This is a genomic window from Mesorhizobium sp. ISC25 (genome assembly GCF_042295465.1).
In the GTDB taxonomy this organism is placed as follows: Bacteria; Pseudomonadota; Alphaproteobacteria; order Rhizobiales; family Rhizobiaceae; genus Mesorhizobium.
Genome location: NZ_CP135441.1, coordinates 353,382 through 371,529 on the forward strand (window position 1 = coordinate 353,382; position 18,148 = coordinate 371,529).

Here is an 18,148-nt window from a genome sequence, read left to right on the forward strand (position 1 = left end):
GGCGAGCCACGGAACGATTTTCTCAATGGCCGCGGTGATCCTTGCCGCCGGGCCGGCGGCGGCGGACGTCCTTGCCGGTTCCTATGGCAATGAGGTCGGTTGCGCTGGCGTACGGCTCGGTTATCAGGACAGCGACGATTATGTCGTGCTGACCGCCGAAGGCGTCGAAACCTATGGCAGCGGCTGCCAGTTCGCACAGCGATTGACGACGGCGCCTGGCACCCTGTTGTTGAGCTCCACCTGTTTCGCCGAGGGCGAGGAGGGGACGACCACAGATGTCGTCAAGGTCATCAACAAAGGAGGGGACGGTTTCTTCGTGACCATTCCCGGCCTTGAGGAGATAGGGCCGCTGAAATCATGTTCTTGAAGGTGCCGATGACGGCCGCTGCCTCGATGCCGGCGTCAGGCGACCAACCCGTCCAGTTCCGGCAGCAGGACGACGCTTTCCTGTTCGTTGGGATCGGTGCGGGCAATGACCGCCGAGGCGGGGCTGTCGCTGAGATTGGCCGGCAGATGCGGCACGCCGGGGGGAATATAGAAAAGATCGCCGGCCTTGACCACGATGTGCTGTTCGAGCCGGTCGCCATACCAGGTATGGACTTCGCCGGAGAGCACATAGATCGCGGTTTCATGGTTTTCGTGCATATGCGCCTTGGCGCGGGCGCCCGGAGGCATGGTCAGCAGATGCATGCAGATGCCGGAAGAGCCGACTGTTTCGGCGGCGATACCGGCGAAATAGCTCAGGCCCTGCTTGCCTTCATAAGAGCTTTCAGGGCGGATAAGATGGCACGTCGGTTTGGGCGACATCGGGGCAACTCTGGGCGTCTATCTGATGGGACAAGGGCGAGTAGAACTGGGGCGAATAGGACCGGGGCGAATAGAACCGGGGTGAGTAGGACTGGTCGAGTGGAAAGCAACATCGGGGTAAAATCAATGGGATTCCGGCCGGCGCCGCAGTGGCTGGAAGCGACAGGCTTCTGCCGATGATGCGAGCATCGCCAGCCGTTGTTTCGGCAAGCAAGCTTGGCTTGACCTTCCAGACCAATGATGGTCCGGTGCAGGCGCTGTCGAATGTCGACCTGACCATCGGCAAGGGGGAATTCGTCTCCTTCATCGGGCCCTCCGGCTGCGGCAAGACGACGTTGCTGCGCGTCATCGCCGATCTGGAGAAGCCGACATCGGGAGCCATCTCCGTCAACGGCATGACGCCCGAGCAGGCGCGCCAGAGCCGCGCCTATGGCTATGTCTTCCAGGCGGCCGCACTTTATCCGTGGCGCACGATCGAGCGCAATGTGGCGCTGCCGCTGGAGATCATGGGTCTGTCCAGGGCGGAGCAGGCGGCGCGCATCAAGCGAACCCTCGACCTCGTCAACCTCAGCGGCTTCGAGAAGAAATACCCCTGGCAGCTTTCGGGCGGCATGCAGCAGCGCGCCTCGATCGCACGGGCGCTGGCCTTCGACGCCGACCTTTTGTTGATGGACGAGCCGTTCGGCGCGCTGGACGAGATCGTGCGCGATCACCTCAACGAACAGCTGCTGGAGCTTTGGGAACGGACGAACAAGACCATCTGCTTCGTCACCCATTCGATCCCCGAGGCGGTCTATCTGTCGACGCGCATCATCGTCATGTCGCCTCGCCCGGGGCGTGTCAGCGATGTCATAGAATCGACGCTGCCGAAAAAGCGGCCGCTCGATATCCGCGAGACGCCGGAGTTTCTGGCCATCGCGGCACGCGTGCGCGACGGGCTGAGGGCAGGGCACAGCTATGATGATTGAGGGCGCGCGCGACGGGTTTGCGCGTTCGACGCAGGAGGTGCATCGCCGTCGCGAGGGAGGCGCTAACCGTGCTTTCGTCATCCTAGGGCGGAGCCGCCGCGAAGCGGCGTGCGCAGACCCTAGGATCCATGCCGCGACGTCGGCCGAAGGGCGCAAACAGTCGAGAATAAGCGCCGGGCAAGCCACGGGCGCTGTTCCCTCCAGAGAGGGAGCAATGTTCCGCATCCTTGCGGAGCGGGAAGGTAACGGCATGGATCCTAGGGTCTGCGCCGCGTCGCTTCGCTCCTTGCTTCGCCCTAGGATGACGAAGGCGTGGTTGGGCGCTCTCTTTGCGCACGCCGCTTCGCGGCTGCTCGGCCCTGGGAAGACGAAAGCAACGATTGCCGGGGCGAAAGTACCCGGCCTCCGCTTCGCTGCGGCCACCCTCTCCCCGTTGGGGAGAGGAGGGCGCCAAGCGCCCGAGGATCGCTGATGGACTCCTTCCGCGACAAGCTCATTCCGGTGACCTCGATCCTGCTGGGCGTGGTCGTCGTCTGGTACGTCATGGCTGTCATCCTCAACGCGCCGTTCCAGCGCGATCTCGACCGCCGCGCCAATCAGAGGCCGGGCGTTGTGGAATTCATCGGCAAGACGCTGGCACAGCCGAAGCCGACGCTGCCTGCGCCGCATCAGGTGGCGGTGAATTTCTTCGAGAATACTTTTTTGCGCAGCATCACCTCGAACCGCAGCCTTGTCTACAATGCCTGGGTGACGCTGTCGTCGACGCTGCTCGGCTTCGCCTTCGGCACGGCGCTCGGCATCGTCATTGCCGTCGGCATCGTGCATGTGGCGACGCTCGACCGCAGCCTGATGCCGTGGATTATCGCCTCGCAGACCATTCCGATCCTGGCGGTGGCGCCGATGATCATTGTCGTGCTGGCGGCGGTCGGCATCACTGGGCTTATCCCGAAGGCGCTGATCTCGACCTATCTGTCGTTCTTCCCGGTGGCGGTTGGCATGGTGAAGGGGCTTCGCTCGCCCGAGCTCACCCATCTCGACCTGATGCACACCTATAATGCCAGCCCCTCGCAGATCTTCTGGAAATTGCGGGTGCCGGCCTCGGTGCCGTTCCTGTTCACCTCGATGAAGGTGGCGGTCGCCGCCAGCCTGGTTGGCGCCATCGTCGGCGAGCTGCCGACCGGTGCCGTCGCCGGCATCGGCGCCAAACTGCTCGCCGGCGCCTATTACAGCCAGACCATCGACATCTGGTCGGCGCTGGTTGCCGGCTCGGTGGTGGCGGCGCTGCTGGTTATGCTGGTCGGCATTGCCGGGCGCCTAGTCGACCGCGCCATGGGCGGGAGGCCGGCATGAGCGCGCTCCTGCGCCTTTCCTCAATCACCCCTCGATCCTGGCAAGGGTATGCCGCGCTTGTCCTGCTTGTCGGCGCGCTGCTTCTTTGGCCGCTCGTCAGTGCTGCGCCCGGTTACGGCATGGCGACTACGGTTTTGATTTTCATTTTGCTGCTCGTGGCAATCGAGGCCGACAACTTTCCACCCATGATCGGGGTGGTGTTGCTGTTCCTTGGCGCGCACGGCGCGGCGTGGATGCTGCTCGCCGGCATAACCGGCAATGAGGGCAGCGCTCGCGCATCCTTCTATCTGCTGCTCGTCGCGGCGTGGTTTTTGGCCTGGCGCTGCGTAACGGTCTTGTCGTCGTTTCGCCCGACATCGCGCTGGGCGTCAACCGCCCTGCGCCTGATCATTCCGGCCATCTTCGGCGCCTGGATCCTGATCATCTGGGAGGCGGTGACGCGTGGTGCCGGCATTCCCTTCATCCTGTTGCCGCCGCCAAGCGCCATCGGTGCACGCATCGTCGGCTCGCTGCCCGTGCTGGGGGCCGATGTCAGGCAGACCATCTTCAAGGCGGTCATCTTCGGCTATGTGGTGGGCAGCGGCGCCGGCTTCCTCGTTGCCATCGCCGCCGACCGCGTTCCGTTCCTGCGGCGCGGGCTTCTGCCGATCGGCAATATGGTGTCGGCGCTGCCGATCATCGGCGTCGCGCCGATCATGGTCATGTGGTTCGGCTTCGACTGGCAGTCGAAGGCAGCGGTGGTCATCATCATGACCTTCTTCCCGATGCTGGTGAACACCGTCGCCGGGCTTGCCGCCTCCGGCCATATGGAGCGCGACCTGATGCGCACCTATGCCTCGAGCTACTGGCAGACGCTGTTCAAGCTGCGGCTGCCGGCGGCGGCACCCTTCATCTTCAACGCGTTGAAGATCAATTCGACGCTGGCGCTGATCGGCGCCATCGTCGCCGAGTTCTTCGGCACCCCGGTGGTCGGCATGGGATTCCGCATTTCGACGGAAGTCGGGCGGATGAACATCGACATGGTGTGGGCGGAAATCGCAGTTGCAGCACTTGCGGGTTCGGTCTTTTATGGCGTGGTCGCTCTTTTCGAGAGAGCAATCACGTTTTGGCATCCCTCTGTCCGTGGTGGATAGGGGCGGTGGGTTTAGGGCGCTAACTTCAGAGGGTAAAAACATGAAAAGACTTGTTGTTTCGATGCTGGCTGGCGCGATGTCGCTTGCCGCGTTCCAGGCGATGGCCGCAGACAAGGTGACGCTGCAGCTGAAATGGGTCACCCAGGCACAGTTCGCCGGCTATTATGTCGCCAAGGCCAAGGGCTTCTATGAAGCCGAGGGCCTCGACGTCGACATCAAGCCCGGCGGCCCGGACATTGCACCGGAGCAGGTTATTGCCGGCGGCGGCGCCGACGTTATCGTCGACTGGATGGGCGGTGCGCTGGCTGCGCGCGAAAAGGGCGTGCCGCTGGTCAACATCGCCCAGCCGTTCAAGAAGGCCGGCATGGAGCTGGTCTGCCCGAAGGACGGCCCGATCAAGACGGAAGCCGACTTCAAGGGCCATACCCTGGGCGTCTGGTTCTTCGGCAATGAGTATCCGTTCTATGCCTGGATGAACAAGCTTGGCTTGAAGACCGACGGGGGGCCGGACGGCGTCACCGTGCTCAAGCAGAGTTTTGACGTGCAGCCGCTGATCCAGAAGCAAGCGGATTGCATTTCGGTCATGACCTATAACGAATACTGGCAGCTCATCGACGCCGGCTACAAGCCGGAAGAGCTGACCGTCTTCAACTATTCCGCCATGGGCAACGATCTGCTCGAAGACGGGCTCTATGCCCTGGAGGACAAGCTCAAGGATCCGGCCTTCGAGGACAAGATGGTGCGTTTCGTGCGCGCTTCGATGAAGGGCTGGAAATACGCCGTCGATAATTCCGAGGAGGCGGCCGGCATCGTCATGGACAATGGTGGCCAGGACGAGAACCACCAGAAGCGCATGATGGGCGAAGTCGCCAAGCTGATCGACAATGCCGATGGCAAGCTCGATCCGGCGACCTACGAGCGCACCGCCAAGGCGCTGCTCGACCAGAAGATCATCAGCAAGGAGCCGACCGGCGCCTACACGACGGCGATCACCGACAAGGCCATCAAATAAAGCTATCAAACAGGCTCTGTTGGAAGACGAAAAGGGGCGGGCGATCGCCCCTTTTCAGTGGGATGTAAAATGAACGTTACCGGCGGAAACATCCGCTCGCAAAATCGTTGTGCCAGTGCATCCGCCTCAAGGGTGTCACAACGGAGGTTTCCATGCGCATCCAGTCCTTCACGCCGATGCTTTCGGCGCTGGCCATTTCTGCAGCCATCTTCTCTGCTTCACCGGCCCTGGCCGAAACTATAAAGATGACGGCGACGCTCGATGGTGCTCAGCAGAACCCGCCCGTCACCACGAAGGGCAAGGGCACCGCCACGCTCAGGTTCAACACCGCCACCAAGAAACTTAGCTGGACCGTGAGATATTCCGGCCTCAGCGGGCCGGCGAAGGCCGCACACATTCACGGCCCGGCGGCAAAGGGTGAAAACGCCGACCCGGTGGTGCCGTTCGAAGGCAAGCTGAAGAGCCCGATCAAGGGTTCGGCGACATTGACCGATTCCCAGGCCACCGACCTGGAGGCGGGCAAATACTATGTCAACATCCACACCGCGGCCCACGCGGTCGGTGAGATCCGCGGCCAAATCGAGAAGGCGATGTAGCGCCGGTCATTCTGCAGATAGAGGGGCGGGCGACCGCCCTTCTACCGGATCATGACTTTTCCCGTATCTGGGTCATTGTTCGCGTCGGCGTAATCGCCTCGGGGTCGAGCCTGATCTCGATTATCGACGGCTTGCCGCTTGCCCGCGCTCGCTCGAAGGCCGCGGCGAAGTCGGCGGTCTTTTCCACCGTCTCGCCGTGGCCGCCATAGGCACGGGCCAAAGCAGCAAAGTCGGGGTTCTTCAAATCCGTGGCGACGACACGGCCGGGATATTCGCGCTCCTGATGCATGCGGATGGTGCCGTATATGCCATTGTTGACGACGATGACGATGATCGGCAGCCCGTATTGCACGGCGGTGGCGAATTCCTGGCCGTTCATCAGGAAACAGCCGTCGCCGGCGAAGGCGATCACGTCGCGGTCGGGGAAAAGCTGCTTGGCGGCGACGGCCGCCGGCGTGCCGTACCCCATCGAGCCGGATGTGGGTGCTGCCTGCGTGCCGAAACGCCGGAAGCGATGGTAGCGATGCACCCAGGTGGCGTAGTTGCCGGCGCCGTTGGTGAGGATGGCGTCGTCCGGCAGCATCGTTTCGAGATAATTCATGATCGGCCCCATCTGCACGGCGCCGGGCCCGCTCTCCGGAGGCGTCGACCAGTCGAGATAGGCGGCGTGCAGCTTCGCTGCCTCCACCGCCCACACCGGCGTTGCGGCCGGCTTGCGTTTGGCAAAGGCTTTGACGAAGGCGGCAGGCGAGGCATTGATCGCCAGCGCCGGCCGGTAGACGCGGCCGAGCTCGCCGGCGTCGGCATGGACATGGACCAGCGTCTGGTCGGGGTAGGGGCTCTTCAGCAGCGTGTAGTCGGATGACGGCATCTCGCCCATGCGGCCGCCGATCAGCAGCACAAGGTCGGCCTGCTTGATGGCGGTTGCTACTTTGGGATTGATGCCGATGCCGACATCGCCGGCATAGTTCGGGTGGAGATGGTCGAACAGCATCTGGCGGCGGAAGGAGCAGCCGACCGGCAGCGACCAGGCTTCGGCTATCGTCCGCATCCGTGCAACGGCCTGCGCATCCCAGCGCGTCCCGCCGAGGATGACGAAGGGCCGCTTTGCCTTGTTGAGCAGCTCGTCCAGCGCGTCGAGCTCGGCTTCGCCAGGCCGCGTCTCGACAGGGGTATAATGCCGGGCTTCCGGTGCCTCGGCGAGGCTGGTCAGCATATCCTCGGGCAGCGAAATGACGACCGGGCCGGGCCGGCCGGACGTCGCCACCGCAAATGCCCGTGTGACGAATTCGGGGATGCGTGCGGCATCGTCGATCTCGACCACCCATTTGGCGATATCGCCGAAGAACCTGACGTAGTCGACCTCCTGGAAGGCCTCGCGCCCCTTCGCGTGGCTGGCGACCTGCCCGATGAACAGGATCAGGGGGACCGAATCCTGCATGGCGATGTGGATGCCGGCCGAGGCATTGGTGGCGCCTGGGCCGCGGGTGACGAAGCAGATGCCGGGCCTGCCGGTCAGGCGGCCATGGCAGTCGGCCATCATCGCGGCACCGCCCTCCTGGCGGCAGACGATGGTGCGGATCGGCGAATCATGCAGCGCGTCGAGCACCGCGAGATAGGATTCGCCGGGCACGCAATAGATACGGTCCGTTCCGTTGGCTTCGAGCGCATCGACGATGAGTTGTCCGCCGGTCTTCATTTTCCTGACCTCTCCAGTTCGGCAAGGATTTCTTCGGTGTGTTCGCCGAGACGCGGCGACGGGCGCTCATAGACCAGTGGCGTGCCGGACATGACCATCGGCGCCCGGACCGAGGGCAAGAGATTGCCATGGCCGTCATCGAGGTCGAGCCGCATGCCGCGCGCGATGGTCTGCGGGTCGGCAAACATCTGGCCGATGTTGTTGATCGGGCTGGCCGGCACTCCGGCGGCTTCGAGCCTGGCCAGCAGCGGGTCGCGATCGAAGGCTTTCAGCGCTTCGATCATATGTTCGCGCAGCCTTGCCCGGTTGGCGACGCGGGCGGGATTGGTGGCGAAGTCAGGGTCCGACGCCAGCTCGTCGAGGCCGACGGCAGCGCAGAACCTTGCGAACTGGCCGTCATTGCCGACCGCCAGGATGATGTGGCCATTCTTCACCGGCAACACTTCATAGGGCGCGATGTTCATATGCGCATTGCCCATCTGCACCGGCGATTGCCCGGAGACGAGATAGTTGAGGTTCTGGTTACCGAGCGTCGAGATCTGGGTGTCGTAGAGCGCCATGTCGATATGCTGGCCTTCGCCGGTCTTCTCGGCATGGCGAAGCGCAACCTGGATGGCGATGACCGAGTAAAGCCCGGTGAAAACATCTGAAATAGCGACGCCCGCCTTTTGCGGTTCGCGGCCGGATTCGCCGGTGATCGACATCATGCCGGCCATGCCCTGGATGATGAAATCATAGCCGGCACGCGGCGCGTACGGTCCCGACTGGCCAAAACCGGTGATCGAGCAATAGATCAGCCGCGGGTTGATTTTCTTCAGGCTGTCATAGTCGAGGCCGTATTTCTTCAGTCCGCCGACTTTGAAGTTTTCGATCAGCACGTCCGATGTCGCGACCAGCCGGCGCACCGTCTCGGCGCCCTCGGGCGTCGAGAAATCGATGGCGATGGAGCGCTTGCCGCGGTTGCAGGAATGGTAATAAGCGGCCGACAGGTTCTCGCCGTCATGGCCGATAACAAAGGGCGGTCCCCATTTGCGGGTGTCGTCGCCGCCGTCCGGGCTCTCGACCTTGATCACGTCGGCGCCGAGGTCGGCAAGGAGCTGCCCGGCCCATGGCCCGGCGAGGATGCGTGCGAGTTCGATGACGCGGATGCCTTTGAGCGGAGGCTCAGTCATGGATCACCGTGGTTGGTCGAAAGCGCAGCCTCTATCAATCCCGCGCGCCGCTGTCACGGCCCTTGCGATGGGCCAACCATTACGGCGCCCCTCAGCACGCGATCGGCCCAGGCGGCAAAATCCTCCATGATAATGTCTCGGTTGATCTCGTTCAGGCTTTCGTGGCGGGTTTCGGCGTAAACCTTTGAAACGAGATTCGAAAAGCCCATCATGTGCATCCGGCCGGCAAGATGGCTGACCGCCTTGCCGCCGTCGGAGGCCGGATCCTGCTCGCCTCCGACCAGATTGACGAACAGGTCGCGCCGCACGCCGGAAAAATTGCGGTCGCTGCGGCAATGCAGCGTCATCTTGACGATGTCCTGCCACATCGACACCGATGCCTCCCAGCCGCAAAGCGGGTCGGCGATGTATTTCTCGACTTCAACGGCATCGCGCGACAGCCAGTCGAATGGCGTCCGGCGATTGGGCACGGCCTTGCCCCAGGCCCGGAATGTCAGCCGGGGCAGCAGGCGCGACGGCACGTCTGAGCCAAGCCGGAACTTTTCCCAGCCAAGCATGGCCAGCGCGATTTGGCCGAGCAGGCCGGCCGAGAAATTGCCGTTCCAGATCGCGGCGGCATGGATGCGCGCCGAGTCGCGGAGGACAAAGTTCAGCGCGACCGACGCGCCCAAGGAATGGCCGAAGACGATGACCGGCAGGCCAGGCCGTTCCCTGGCGATCAGATCGTGGACGGCGGCGACATCGGCGATGACCTTGGCACCGCCATCCGCATCGGCGAACCTGCCAGGTGGCGCGTCCGGCGCCTTGGTGGCGCCGTGGCCACGGTGGTCGTGCGCGTAGACCTGGTAGCCGCGCGCGCCGAGGAAATCGGCGAATCGGGCATAGCGCGCGGCGTGCTCGGCCAGCCCGTGATTGATCTGGATGACTGCCCGCGGCTCGCCGACGGCGTTTTTCACATAGAGGTTCAGCCCGGCGCCGGTCGGCGATGCCAGCATCCTCTGCTCGTCAAATGGCATGTCTCGCTCCCGTCGGCGACTGTTGGGCGACGCAGCGATCGACGTCAAGGGACGTAGGGTACCCATTCGACGGTAGTTGACAGTATGCTGTCAATGTAATTATATGACAGCATACTGTCAAATGATCGGCAGCAGATTGGGGGTATGACTATGAAAACCACCGGGCCATTTCGCGGCGTGCAATCTTGCTGGCGGCCTTCGCCTTCACGACGGCCACCCTGCTGCCAGGGATTGCTGCGTTCAGTCAGGAAGCCAGGGAGATGACCATGATGACGTCCACCGTTCCGGGCCCGCAAGGCCAGCTTACCACTTATAGGATCAACGCCGGCAATGGCCTGCCGATCATGTTCCTGCATGGAGATTGCAGCCGCGCTTCCCACTGGGACCGGGTGATGCAGCTCTCCGTCGAAGGCCGCGAGGCGGTAGCCTTCGATTTTCGCGGCCATGGCGCCTCCGCGCCGGCGCAGGACGGTGACTATGGCTACGACGGCCGTGCAATGGATGTCGGTGCCGTGGCCGACGCGTTTGGCCTGAAGCGCTTTCTCATTGTCGCGCACAGCGGCGGTGGTGGCGTGGCGCTCGCTTATGCCGCCAGCCATGCCGACCGGGTCGCCGGTGTCTTGCTCGTCGACCCGGCGACCGATCCTCGTGCGCTGCCGCAGGCGATTCGTGACGGCTTTGTCCGCGATCTGGCCGGTCCGCAAGGCCGCGATGTCCTGAACGCCTACTACACGTCGATTGCCGGCCCTAACGCGGCTGTTCGCCAGCGTGTTCTGGCCGATGCGGCAGTGGTCGATCCGGCGGCGAGGGCAGGTGTCGGCAAGGCACTGGCCGAATGGAACCCGGAGCCGGCGCTCAATGCGTATCGCGGGCCCATGTTCGTATTGGCTACCGAGGCCAGTGACACTCCAGCCGCGCTCTACCGGCTGCGCACGGACATTCCGCGCCAGATCGTGGCAGGCAGCGGCCATTGGGTGATGCTTGACAAGCCCGAGGTGGTAGCCGAAGCCGTCAACAATTTCGTCGCGACCATCGAGGCCGGCCAGAAATGACGACCAGGACCGAAGCCGCAAATGTGCTCACCGATCTGGTGCTTGCCGTGTTCAGGATGAACGGCAGTTTTCTGGATGCGGCCGACCGGCTGGCCGCTCCAACCGGGCTGACGGCAGCGCGCTGGCAGGTTTTGGGTGCGGTTTTGAAGGAGCCGAAATCCGTGGCCGACATCGCTCGCGACATGGGCCTCGCCCGTCAGAGCGTACAGCGGCTGGCCGACATACTGGCTGCGGAGGGGCTTGCCGCCTACGTCGACAACCCGGCGCATCGCCGCGCCAAGCTGTTGTCGATAACCGATGCCGGCCGGGCAGCGGTCAAGAATATCGGCACACGCCAGCATGTTTGGGCGAACCGCGTTTCGGAGGGTATGGACGCCGACGCGCTGAAAGCCTCGCTTGATCTGCTGCGCACCCTGACGGAACGGGTGGAAGCGGGCGGATCCTGATCGACTACGCGGGAGCCCGTCTCAATGCGCTGGCGATTGGTTTTACGGCCGGCGAAAGAAATCGTAATTCTGACATGTCGCAAGTTTCTAGCTTGCGGCGTGAATCATGAGGAGTGCCGGAATGCGGATTTGGGCGATCTGGGGGGCGGTGTTTCTTGCGTTTGCTGGCGCAAGCGCGGCGCGGGCCGATGTGAAGATGACCGGCGCTTTCGTCGCCGATGCCGCCTGTCCGGCAACGCAGGCGATCAAGAGCGGCAAGAATCCCGGCAACGTCTCGACCGCGGCTGGCCAGAGCTACGATCTCCTGGCCGGCAACAAGGACGCACCAACGCATTATCTCATTCGGGTGCCGGGCGCCGATCCGGAGCGGCGCTGGGTCAAGATCAGCTGCGGCCATGTTTCGGGCGGTAGCGCGTCGACGACGCCGGCTGCGCCGGCGCCTGCCGAGCCGAACAAGCCATCGGCGTCCGGAAAGCCGGAATATGTCTTCGCGCTGAGCTGGCAGCCGGCTTTCTGCGAGACCAAATCCAACAAGACCGAATGCCGGGCGCAGACCGCCGCCGGTTTCGATGCGACCCACTTCACCTTGCATGGATTGTGGCCGCAGCCGAACGGAAATTTCTATTGCCAGGTCGCCGCAGGCGACAAGGCGAACGACGATCCAGCGCACTGGCGGGATTTGCCGCCGGTCACCCTTGACCCGAAAACGCGAGCGGAACTCGACCAGGTGATGCCGGGCACCGCATCCGCCCTCGAACGGCATGAATGGATCAAGCACGGCACCTGCTACGGCACGAGCCAGCAGGAGTATTTCTCTGACGCTCTGAACCTGATGCGCGCGGTGAACGCTTCGCTGGTGCGCGATCTCTTCATCAAGAGCATCGGCAAGCAGCTGACATCCGATCAGATCCGCAGCACCTTCGACAGCGCCTTCGGCCAAGGCGCGGGGGACCGGGTCCGCGTATCCTGCGTGGTCGATCCCTCGAGCGGCAGGCGGCTGATCGGCGAGCTGACGCTCGGCCTGGCCGGCCCGATCGCCTCGAACGCCTCGCTCGGTGCCCTGCTGCTTGCCTCGGCACCGACAACCAAGGCCGGCTGCCCGAAGGGCACGGTCGATGCCGTCGGGTTCCAGTAGACAGGCCGAACGCAACTGTCGCTTTGCACCGGGGATGGTATGATCCCTGGGCATCATTCGTAGGGGGTGGCGATGAGTGGCATGACGAGCGGCGCGCTGGCGCGGCTGGCGTTCTGGGCCAAGGGCATGACGGCGATCCGCGACGGCCATATGGAGTGGCCGGGCTTTTCCTACACCGAAGTGGAGTGGGTGCGCATGACCACGCTTGCCAAACCCGTCGGCGGCGGCACCTACCAATTGTTCACGCTGGTCAACGCGGCGATCTTCATCGCCATTGCTGCGCTCGGGATCTTCGGTGTCTTCCTGCCGCTGGCGGCGCTGCTGTTCCCGGTGCCGGCCGAAACCAGTGCGCTCAAGTTTTCGCTGCTCCTGGCGGCATGCGCCTTCCTGATCATCGGCATCGGCCTGCCGATTTCGCTGAGTCTTTCGACCGCACTGGTGGCGCCGAAGTCGCTACGTGCCGCGCTCGTCGCCGTGCCCGGCGACCAGGCGCTTGCCGCAAAAGTGTCATGGCAGATCAACCGGATCACGCTCGTGCTCTGCGGCCTGCTGATGCCGGGCATCCTTCTGTTCATTGCCTACGACATCGATGCCGGTCCGATTATTACCGCGTTGAAATGGCTGGCGATCGCGCTGATGGCGATTTCGGTTGCGATCGGCGGATGGCAGCGGCGCAAACGATCCTGATTGAGCCAATCGGAGGCCAGGGTAGCGTTACGCGCCGGCGCTGCGCTCCGGCCTAGTCCATGTGTTGCGGCCGTCTGCTTCGTTGCCGCCCGGTTCGCCGACAACGCGATCGCGTCCGGTCGATTTGGCCTTGTAGAGACGCTGGTCGGCGAGCGCAAAGAGATCGGCAAGGCAACGGGTCGTCTCGCTGACTGTCGAGATGCCGGCGCTGACGGTGATGTCGAACCGGCTGGTGCTTGCGGACGTCTTGACCGCTTGCCTGACGGTTTCGCCCAGCGGTCTGGCGAGCGGCTGCGGACGCCAGCCGAGGATGGCGAATTCCTCGCCGCCGATCCTGAACAATTGATCTTCGGTCCCGACAAGTTCGCCAAGCAAAATCGCCAGGGCTTTCAGCACCTTGTCGCCCTCGGCATGGCCGAAGCGGTCGTTGATCGATTTGAAGTGGTCGACATCGATGATCAGCAGGCTGAGCGGCCTGGCGGTTCGCAGGCTGGTTGCAACGGCGGCCTCGCCATCGCTGTCGAAGCGCCCCCTGTGCAGCAGGCCGGTGAGGCCGTCGCGACCGACATGCTCGACCAGCGCTTCATAGCGCTCGCGATAGGTCAGCGTGTCGAAAATGTCGGAAAGCCCGCGCGGCGCCGGCACCTGCCGCGCCTCGAACCACCTGATATAGGCGACCAGCATAGTGCTGTAGACCAGGGCCGCTGCCATCTTGGCGAACCAGCCGCCAAAGAACACCGCCACCGGCGCACCGGTGACGAAATGCAGCGCCGTGAAAAAGCCTGCCTGGTCGAAGGTGAGCACGCAGGCGACGCAGACCAGGATGCGGGTGAAAAGCGCCTTGCGCAGATATTTGCCGAGCTTTTCATAGAGCAGGATGATCAGGATGGCGTCGATGAACAGCAGCGTCGTGCCCCACACCATCAGCCAGCCCATCTCGTCGATGAAGCCGATGTCGGGAAGCTTGCCGCCGGGCAGGGCGGCAATATCGTGCAGGCGCAGGATCAGCACGAGGCCGATCATTAGGGCATTGCCGAGCAGCAGGCCGTAGATGGGCTGCCGGACGGTTGCCGCGTCCTCCTTGATGTAGAGCAGGAGCAGCATGACCAGCTTGCCGGAAAACAGCACGGCCGAACCCGGCGATACCATGCCGAACGGCAGCGCGACGTAGAAGACGCTGGCGAGGTAGGTTTCCAGGAAATGCATGACGCCAAGAGCGCAGACAAAGACGCCGAGGCCGATGCGGCCCCTGAACCGGAAAAGCGTGACCATGATGCCGAAATAGAGAACCGCTTCGGCAAAAAGCAGGAAACTGTTCAGCACGGCCCGATCTCTCTCCCCGAAATCGCGGCTGCCAGCGATTTCCCATCCAACACCGTTTTGACGCGGAATGGTTAATGGGAGCTTTCGCAAGGGCGCCGGCGCGAAATGAAGCGGCTAAGCGTTTGCGGGTGCGACCAAATCCGCTTGGGGCCAAAACTGTTTGCCGTTCGGGGCCGCATCGCTTACATAGCGCCCAACTTCCATTCAATCCGACATCAGTCGACTTTTCAGGGAAAGCGCGCGTGGCACGCCAGTTCATCTATCACATGGCCGGCCTCAACAAGGCCTACGGCACCAAGAAGGTGCTCGAGAACATTCATCTGTCCTTCTACCCGGATGCCAAGATCGGCATCCTCGGTCCCAACGGCGCCGGCAAGTCGACGATCCTCAAGATCATGGCCGGCATCGACAAGGAGTGGAGCGGCGAGGCCTGGCTGGCCGAGGGTGCTACCGTCGGTTACCTGGCGCAGGAGCCGGCGCTCGATGCGAGCAAGAACGTGTTCGAAAACGTCATGGAAGGCGTCGCCGCCAAGACCGCGATCATCGAGCGCTACAACGAATTGATGATGAACTATTCCGACGAGACGGCGGACGAGTCGGCCAAGCTGCAGGACGAGATGGACCGGCTCAACCTGTGGGATCTCGAACAGCAGGTCGAGATGGCGATGGAAGCACTCGGTTGCCCGCCCAAGGAGGCCGATGTCACCAAGCTGTCGGGCGGCGAGCGCCGTCGCGTCGCGCTCTGCCAGCTACTGCTGCGCCAGCCCGACCTTCTGCTGCTCGACGAGCCGACCAACCATCTCGACGCCGAGACGACGGCGTGGCTGGAAAAGCATCTGCGCGCCTATCCGGGCGCGGTGATGATCATCACCCACGATCGCTACTTCCTCGACAATGTTACCGGCTGGATCCTCGAGCTCGATCGCGGCCGAGGTATCCCGTACGAAGGCAACTACACCAAATATCTCGAAGCCAAGGCCAAGCGGCTCAAGCAGGAAGGCCGCGAGGACGATGCGCGCCAGCGGGCGATCGGCCGCGAGCGCGAGTGGATCCAGTCGAGCCCGAAAGCCCGGCAGACCAAGTCGAAAGCCCGTATCCAGGCGTTCCAGGATCTGCTGGATGCAGCCGACAAGCGGCGTCCGAGCGACACGCAGATCGTCATTCCGCATGGCGAGCGGCTCGGCAATGTGGTGATCGAGGTCGAGGGCCTGTCGAAAGGCTTTGGCGACACGCTTTTGATCGACGATCTCGAATTCAAGCTGCCGCCCGGCGGCATCGTCGGCGTCATCGGCCCGAACGGCGCCGGCAAGACGACGCTGTTCCGCATGATCACCGGCCAGGAAAAGCCGGACGCCGGCACCATCCGCGTCGGTGAGACGGTCAAGCTCGGTTATGTCGACCAGAGCCGCGACGCACTCGACCCGACCAAGACCGTCTGGGAAGAGATCTCGGGCGGCGCCGAAGTGGTCAAGCTCGGCAAGTTCGAAGCCAACACCCGCGCCTATTGCGCATCGTTCAATTTCCGCGGCGGCGACCAGCAGCAGAAGGTCGGTAACCTATCCGGCGGCCAGCGCAACCGCGTGCATCTGGCCAAGATGCTGAAGACCGGCGGCAACGTGCTGCTGCTCGACGAACCGACGAACGATCTCGATACCGAAACGCTGGCCGCACTTGAAGACGCGCTCGAGAGCTTCGCCGGCTGCGCCGTCATCATCTCGCACGATCGCATGTTCCTCGATCGTCTGGCGACGCACATCCTCGCCTTCGAGGGCGACAGCCACGTCGAATGGTTCGAAGGCAATTTCGAGGATTACGAGCAGGACAAGATCCGCCGGCTTGGTCCGGATGCGGTCAACCCGCACAGGATGACCTATAAGCGGCTGACGAGGTAGGGAACGGATTGGTTGCAAGCATTCCAGGCTGCTCGTAGAATTACCGGAAGGAGACAAACATGCTTAATGTGGAACTTCCGACCGCGCTGGAAAAACGCCTCGAGATCGTGGCAAGGAAAACTGGCCGGACAAAACACGACGTAGTCGTTGAGGCCATTGTCGAGCAAATTCAGGATTTGGAGGACGGACTAATCGCCCTCGAGCGCCTTAACCATGGTAAAGGTGAATGGCTTTCTCTGGCCGAAGTTAAGGAACGACTGGGATTGGACGATGCAAGCGACCGCAGTGACGGTTGATTGTGTGGACAATTCGTGTCGAGAAGCGTGCACTGAAGGATATCTCCAGATTGCAAAGGTCCGATCAGCGTCGGATTGTAGACTTCCTGGAAAACAGGCTCGCCCCGCGCGATAATCCACGCGAACTTGGCGAAGCGCTAACAGGACCCCCCTTGCGGGCCTCTGGAAATATCGTGTGGGTTCATTCCGAATTCTGACAAGGATCGACGATAGCGCCGTCGCAATTTGGGTGGTTCAAGTCGGCGACCGTCGCGAGGTCTATCGATGAATACAGTCGCGAAAGTAAGACCCGACTGGTCCGCCGCCCTCTACCTGAAATTCGAGGATGAGCGCACGCGTCCCGCGCGCGACCTCCTAGCGCAGGTGCCGGTGCAGGAACCGCGCCGCGTGGTCGACATCGGCTGCGGGCCGGGTAATTCGACCGAATTGCTGGTCGAGCGCTGGCCGCAGGCGCAGATCAGCGGCTTCGATACCTCGCCCGACATGATCGAGAAGGCGAAGGCCGGCCTGCCCGGCGTCAGCTTTGCGCTGGCGGATGCGGCGGAGTGGCAGCCGGCCGAACCGGTCGACGTGATCTTTGCCAATGCGGTGTTTCAGTGGCTGCCGGAGCATCCGGCGGTCTTCCAGCGGCTGATGGGATTTTTGGCGCCCGGCGGCGCGCTTGCCGTGCAGATGCCGGACAATATGGGCGAGCCTTCGCACCGGCTGATGCGGGAGACCGCGGCCGAGGTGCCGTTTGCCGAAAAGCTCGGCGACGCTGCTCGCGCGCCGCTGCCGCCGGTCGCGTTCTACTACGACCTTTTGTCGCCATTCTCGGATCGGCTCGATATCTGGCACACGATCTACAACCATCCGCTGGCCGATGCCGAGGCGATCGTCGACTGGGTGAAGTCGACGGGGTTGAAGCCGTTCCTCGATCCGCTCGACGAGAACGAGCGGCAGCTTTTCCTGACGCGCTACACGGCCAGGATCAGCGAAGCCTATCCGAAAACGGCAAGCGGCAAGGTGTTGCTGCGCTTTCCCCGTCTCTTCATCGTGGCGCGGCGTTCTAATTAGAAACTCTTAGCTACCCAAAAACAGTGCATGGCGGATGCTCGACCGGCTTTGGCCGTCATGCGCATCTCGCTGGGGCAGGGTTAACAGGCCCTTCATGGGCCATGGGGGGTGGATGATGACACTGAAAAAGATAGTTTTCGGCGGCAGCATTTGTGCGGCCGCTGTGCTTGCCTTCTCGATATCGGCGCAGGCCAAGCGAGCGCGCTGCTTCACCAGCGACGACGGCTATTTCTCCTGCAGCTATCGGCCGCTGGACGATACCGGCAGCTTTCGCATCTCGGCGCCGGGCTATCCGACTTACGTCCTGGAGATCGACGGGCCGGGTTTTGCCTATGGCTATGTCAATCTCGGCCGCCGCAACGTGCCGCTGCCCGGGCAATTCGTGCGCAGCAACGATGACGGTGCCTGCTGGAACAACCCGCAGACCAATACCAAGCTCTGCGCCTGGTAAAGACCCTTTCCAGGGACTTGATTTAAGCAGGCATAAACTGGCTAGGTGCAAAAGAGG

The 18,148-nt window shown here is 63.0% G+C and carries 20 protein-coding genes; 15 read left to right on the forward strand and 5 right to left on the reverse strand.

Annotated features, from left to right (window positions below; all coding sequences use genetic code 11):
* Positions 1 to 25 precede the first annotated feature (25 nt).
* Entirely contained in the window at positions 26 to 367 is a 342-nt protein-coding gene (locus tag RQ479_RS01810) for a hypothetical protein (RefSeq protein WP_376703910.1), read from the forward strand.
* A 35-nt stretch (positions 368 to 402) separates the two neighbouring features.
* On the opposite strand, the gene RQ479_RS01815 is transcribed toward RQ479_RS01810, so the two are convergent.
* On the reverse strand, positions 403 to 807 hold the full coding sequence (locus RQ479_RS01815; RefSeq protein WP_023720850.1) for a cupin domain-containing protein: 405 nt from the start codon (positions 805 to 807) through the stop codon (positions 403 to 405).
* 176 nt (positions 808 to 983) lie between these two features.
* On the opposite strand from RQ479_RS01815, the gene RQ479_RS01820 reads away from it, so the two are divergent.
* The 5 genes from RQ479_RS01820 to RQ479_RS01840 all read left to right on the forward strand — a co-directional run bounded on the left by RQ479_RS01820 (position 984) and on the right by RQ479_RS01840 (position 5,866).
* Positions 984 to 1,775: an ABC transporter ATP-binding protein gene (locus RQ479_RS01820; RefSeq protein ID WP_376703911.1), complete on the forward strand. Its 792-nt coding sequence runs from the start codon at positions 984 to 986 to the stop codon at positions 1,773 to 1,775.
* Positions 1,776 to 2,246: 471 nt separating this feature from the next.
* Positions 2,247 to 3,125, forward strand: a complete 879-nt coding sequence (locus RQ479_RS01825; RefSeq protein ID WP_376703912.1) for an ABC transporter permease — start codon at positions 2,247 to 2,249, stop codon at positions 3,123 to 3,125.
* On the forward strand, positions 3,122 to 4,258 hold the full coding sequence (locus RQ479_RS01830; protein ID WP_376703913.1) for an ABC transporter permease: 1,137 nt from the start codon (positions 3,122 to 3,124) through the stop codon (positions 4,256 to 4,258). Before RQ479_RS01825 ends, RQ479_RS01830 begins: the two co-directional genes overlap by 4 nt.
* A 40-nt stretch (positions 4,259 to 4,298) precedes the next feature.
* Positions 4,299 to 5,270, forward strand: coding sequence for an ABC transporter substrate-binding protein (locus RQ479_RS01835; protein WP_376703914.1), 972 nt, complete (start codon positions 4,299 to 4,301; stop codon positions 5,268 to 5,270).
* A 152-nt stretch (positions 5,271 to 5,422) separates the two neighbouring features.
* Positions 5,423 to 5,866 (forward strand): CHRD domain-containing protein, encoded by a 444-nt coding sequence (locus tag RQ479_RS01840; protein ID WP_376703915.1) that lies wholly within the window; start codon positions 5,423 to 5,425, stop codon positions 5,864 to 5,866.
* A gap of 49 nt (positions 5,867 to 5,915) precedes the next feature.
* Here RQ479_RS01840 and RQ479_RS01845 read toward each other — a convergent pair whose 3' ends face one another.
* Genes RQ479_RS01845 through RQ479_RS01855 form a run of 3 tightly spaced genes read right to left on the reverse strand, consistent with a single transcriptional unit; the run spans position 5,916 to position 9,753 of the window.
* Positions 5,916 to 7,565: a thiamine pyrophosphate-binding protein gene (locus tag RQ479_RS01845; protein ID WP_376703916.1), complete on the reverse strand. Its 1,650-nt coding sequence runs from the start codon at positions 7,563 to 7,565 to the stop codon at positions 5,916 to 5,918.
* Positions 7,562 to 8,737, reverse strand: coding sequence for a CaiB/BaiF CoA transferase family protein (locus RQ479_RS01850; protein ID WP_376703917.1), 1,176 nt, complete (start codon positions 8,735 to 8,737; stop codon positions 7,562 to 7,564). The genes RQ479_RS01845 and RQ479_RS01850 overlap by 4 nt, the downstream gene beginning before the upstream one ends.
* Positions 8,738 to 8,790: 53 nt before the next feature.
* A complete protein-coding gene (locus tag RQ479_RS01855) occupies positions 8,791 to 9,753 on the reverse strand; it encodes an alpha/beta fold hydrolase (RefSeq protein WP_376703918.1) in 963 nt (320 codons plus the stop codon).
* Positions 9,754 to 10,019: 266 nt separating this feature from the next.
* Between RQ479_RS01855 and RQ479_RS01860 the strand changes: the two genes are divergently transcribed.
* From RQ479_RS01860 to RQ479_RS01875, 4 genes are all read left to right on the forward strand, one after another.
* Entirely contained in the window at positions 10,020 to 10,805 is a 786-nt protein-coding gene (locus RQ479_RS01860; protein WP_376703919.1) for an alpha/beta fold hydrolase, read from the forward strand.
* On the forward strand, positions 10,802 to 11,251 hold the full coding sequence (locus tag RQ479_RS01865) for a MarR family winged helix-turn-helix transcriptional regulator (RefSeq protein WP_376703920.1): 450 nt from the start codon (positions 10,802 to 10,804) through the stop codon (positions 11,249 to 11,251). Before RQ479_RS01860 ends, RQ479_RS01865 begins: the two co-directional genes overlap by 4 nt.
* A gap of 121 nt (positions 11,252 to 11,372) precedes the next feature.
* Positions 11,373 to 12,386 carry a ribonuclease gene (locus tag RQ479_RS01870; RefSeq protein WP_376703921.1) on the forward strand — a complete coding sequence of 338 codons (1,014 nt, stop codon included), beginning with the start codon at positions 11,373 to 11,375 and terminating at the stop codon, positions 12,384 to 12,386.
* Between the two features lie 72 nt (positions 12,387 to 12,458).
* Positions 12,459 to 13,073, forward strand: coding sequence for a hypothetical protein (locus RQ479_RS01875; RefSeq protein ID WP_352912738.1), 615 nt, complete (start codon positions 12,459 to 12,461; stop codon positions 13,071 to 13,073).
* Between the two features lie 27 nt (positions 13,074 to 13,100).
* On the opposite strand, the gene RQ479_RS01880 is transcribed toward RQ479_RS01875, so the two are convergent.
* Positions 13,101 to 14,396, reverse strand: a complete 1,296-nt coding sequence (locus tag RQ479_RS01880) for a diguanylate cyclase (RefSeq protein ID WP_376703922.1) — start codon at positions 14,394 to 14,396, stop codon at positions 13,101 to 13,103.
* 242 nt (positions 14,397 to 14,638) lie between these two features.
* Between RQ479_RS01880 and ettA the strand changes: the two genes are divergently transcribed.
* The 5 genes from ettA to RQ479_RS01905 all read left to right on the forward strand — a co-directional run bounded on the left by ettA (position 14,639) and on the right by RQ479_RS01905 (position 18,091).
* Positions 14,639 to 16,288 carry an energy-dependent translational throttle protein EttA gene (gene ettA, locus RQ479_RS01885; protein ID WP_376703923.1) on the forward strand — a complete coding sequence of 550 codons (1,650 nt, stop codon included), beginning with the start codon at positions 14,639 to 14,641 and terminating at the stop codon, positions 16,286 to 16,288.
* A gap of 59 nt (positions 16,289 to 16,347) precedes the next feature.
* On the forward strand, positions 16,348 to 16,584 hold the full coding sequence (locus tag RQ479_RS01890) for a CopG family transcriptional regulator (RefSeq protein ID WP_376703924.1): 237 nt from the start codon (positions 16,348 to 16,350) through the stop codon (positions 16,582 to 16,584).
* Between the two features lie 175 nt (positions 16,585 to 16,759).
* On the forward strand, positions 16,760 to 16,852 hold the full coding sequence (locus tag RQ479_RS01895; protein ID WP_376703925.1) for a type II toxin-antitoxin system RelE/ParE family toxin: 93 nt from the start codon (positions 16,760 to 16,762) through the stop codon (positions 16,850 to 16,852).
* Positions 16,849 to 17,640, forward strand: coding sequence for a trans-aconitate 2-methyltransferase (gene tam / locus RQ479_RS01900; protein ID WP_376703926.1), 792 nt, complete (start codon positions 16,849 to 16,851; stop codon positions 17,638 to 17,640). Before RQ479_RS01895 ends, tam begins: the two co-directional genes overlap by 4 nt.
* A 112-nt stretch (positions 17,641 to 17,752) precedes the next feature.
* Positions 17,753 to 18,091 (forward strand): hypothetical protein, encoded by a 339-nt coding sequence (locus RQ479_RS01905; RefSeq protein WP_376703927.1) that lies wholly within the window; start codon positions 17,753 to 17,755, stop codon positions 18,089 to 18,091.
* Positions 18,092 to 18,148 lie beyond the last annotated feature (57 nt).

Bases quoted from the DNA above. Each gene is read 5' to 3' on its own strand.
- RQ479_RS01810 (WP_376703910.1), top strand. From the start codon at position 26: ATGGCCGCGGTGATCCTTGCCGCCGGGCCGGCGGCGGCGGACGTCCTT.
- RQ479_RS01815 (WP_023720850.1), bottom strand. From the start codon at position 807: ATGTCGCCCAAACCGACGTGCCATCTTATCCGCCCTGAAAGCTCTTAT.
- RQ479_RS01820 (WP_376703911.1), top strand. From the start codon at position 984: ATGATGCGAGCATCGCCAGCCGTTGTTTCGGCAAGCAAGCTTGGCTTG.
- RQ479_RS01825 (WP_376703912.1), top strand. From the start codon at position 2,247: ATGGACTCCTTCCGCGACAAGCTCATTCCGGTGACCTCGATCCTGCTG.
- RQ479_RS01830 (WP_376703913.1), top strand. From the start codon at position 3,122: ATGAGCGCGCTCCTGCGCCTTTCCTCAATCACCCCTCGATCCTGGCAA.
- RQ479_RS01835 (WP_376703914.1), top strand. From the start codon at position 4,299: ATGAAAAGACTTGTTGTTTCGATGCTGGCTGGCGCGATGTCGCTTGCC.
- RQ479_RS01840 (WP_376703915.1), top strand. From the start codon at position 5,423: ATGCGCATCCAGTCCTTCACGCCGATGCTTTCGGCGCTGGCCATTTCT.
- RQ479_RS01845 (WP_376703916.1), bottom strand. From the start codon at position 7,565: ATGAAGACCGGCGGACAACTCATCGTCGATGCGCTCGAAGCCAACGGA.
- RQ479_RS01850 (WP_376703917.1), bottom strand. From the start codon at position 8,737: ATGACTGAGCCTCCGCTCAAAGGCATCCGCGTCATCGAACTCGCACGC.
- RQ479_RS01855 (WP_376703918.1), bottom strand. From the start codon at position 9,753: ATGCCATTTGACGAGCAGAGGATGCTGGCATCGCCGACCGGCGCCGGG.
- RQ479_RS01860 (WP_376703919.1), top strand. From the start codon at position 10,020: ATGATGACGTCCACCGTTCCGGGCCCGCAAGGCCAGCTTACCACTTAT.
- RQ479_RS01865 (WP_376703920.1), top strand. From the start codon at position 10,802: ATGACGACCAGGACCGAAGCCGCAAATGTGCTCACCGATCTGGTGCTT.
- RQ479_RS01870 (WP_376703921.1), top strand. From the start codon at position 11,373: ATGCGGATTTGGGCGATCTGGGGGGCGGTGTTTCTTGCGTTTGCTGGC.
- RQ479_RS01875 (WP_352912738.1), top strand. From the start codon at position 12,459: ATGAGTGGCATGACGAGCGGCGCGCTGGCGCGGCTGGCGTTCTGGGCC.
- RQ479_RS01890 (WP_376703924.1), top strand. From the start codon at position 16,348: ATGCTTAATGTGGAACTTCCGACCGCGCTGGAAAAACGCCTCGAGATC.
- tam (WP_376703926.1), top strand. From the start codon at position 16,849: ATGAATACAGTCGCGAAAGTAAGACCCGACTGGTCCGCCGCCCTCTAC.
- RQ479_RS01905 (WP_376703927.1), top strand. From the start codon at position 17,753: ATGATGACACTGAAAAAGATAGTTTTCGGCGGCAGCATTTGTGCGGCC.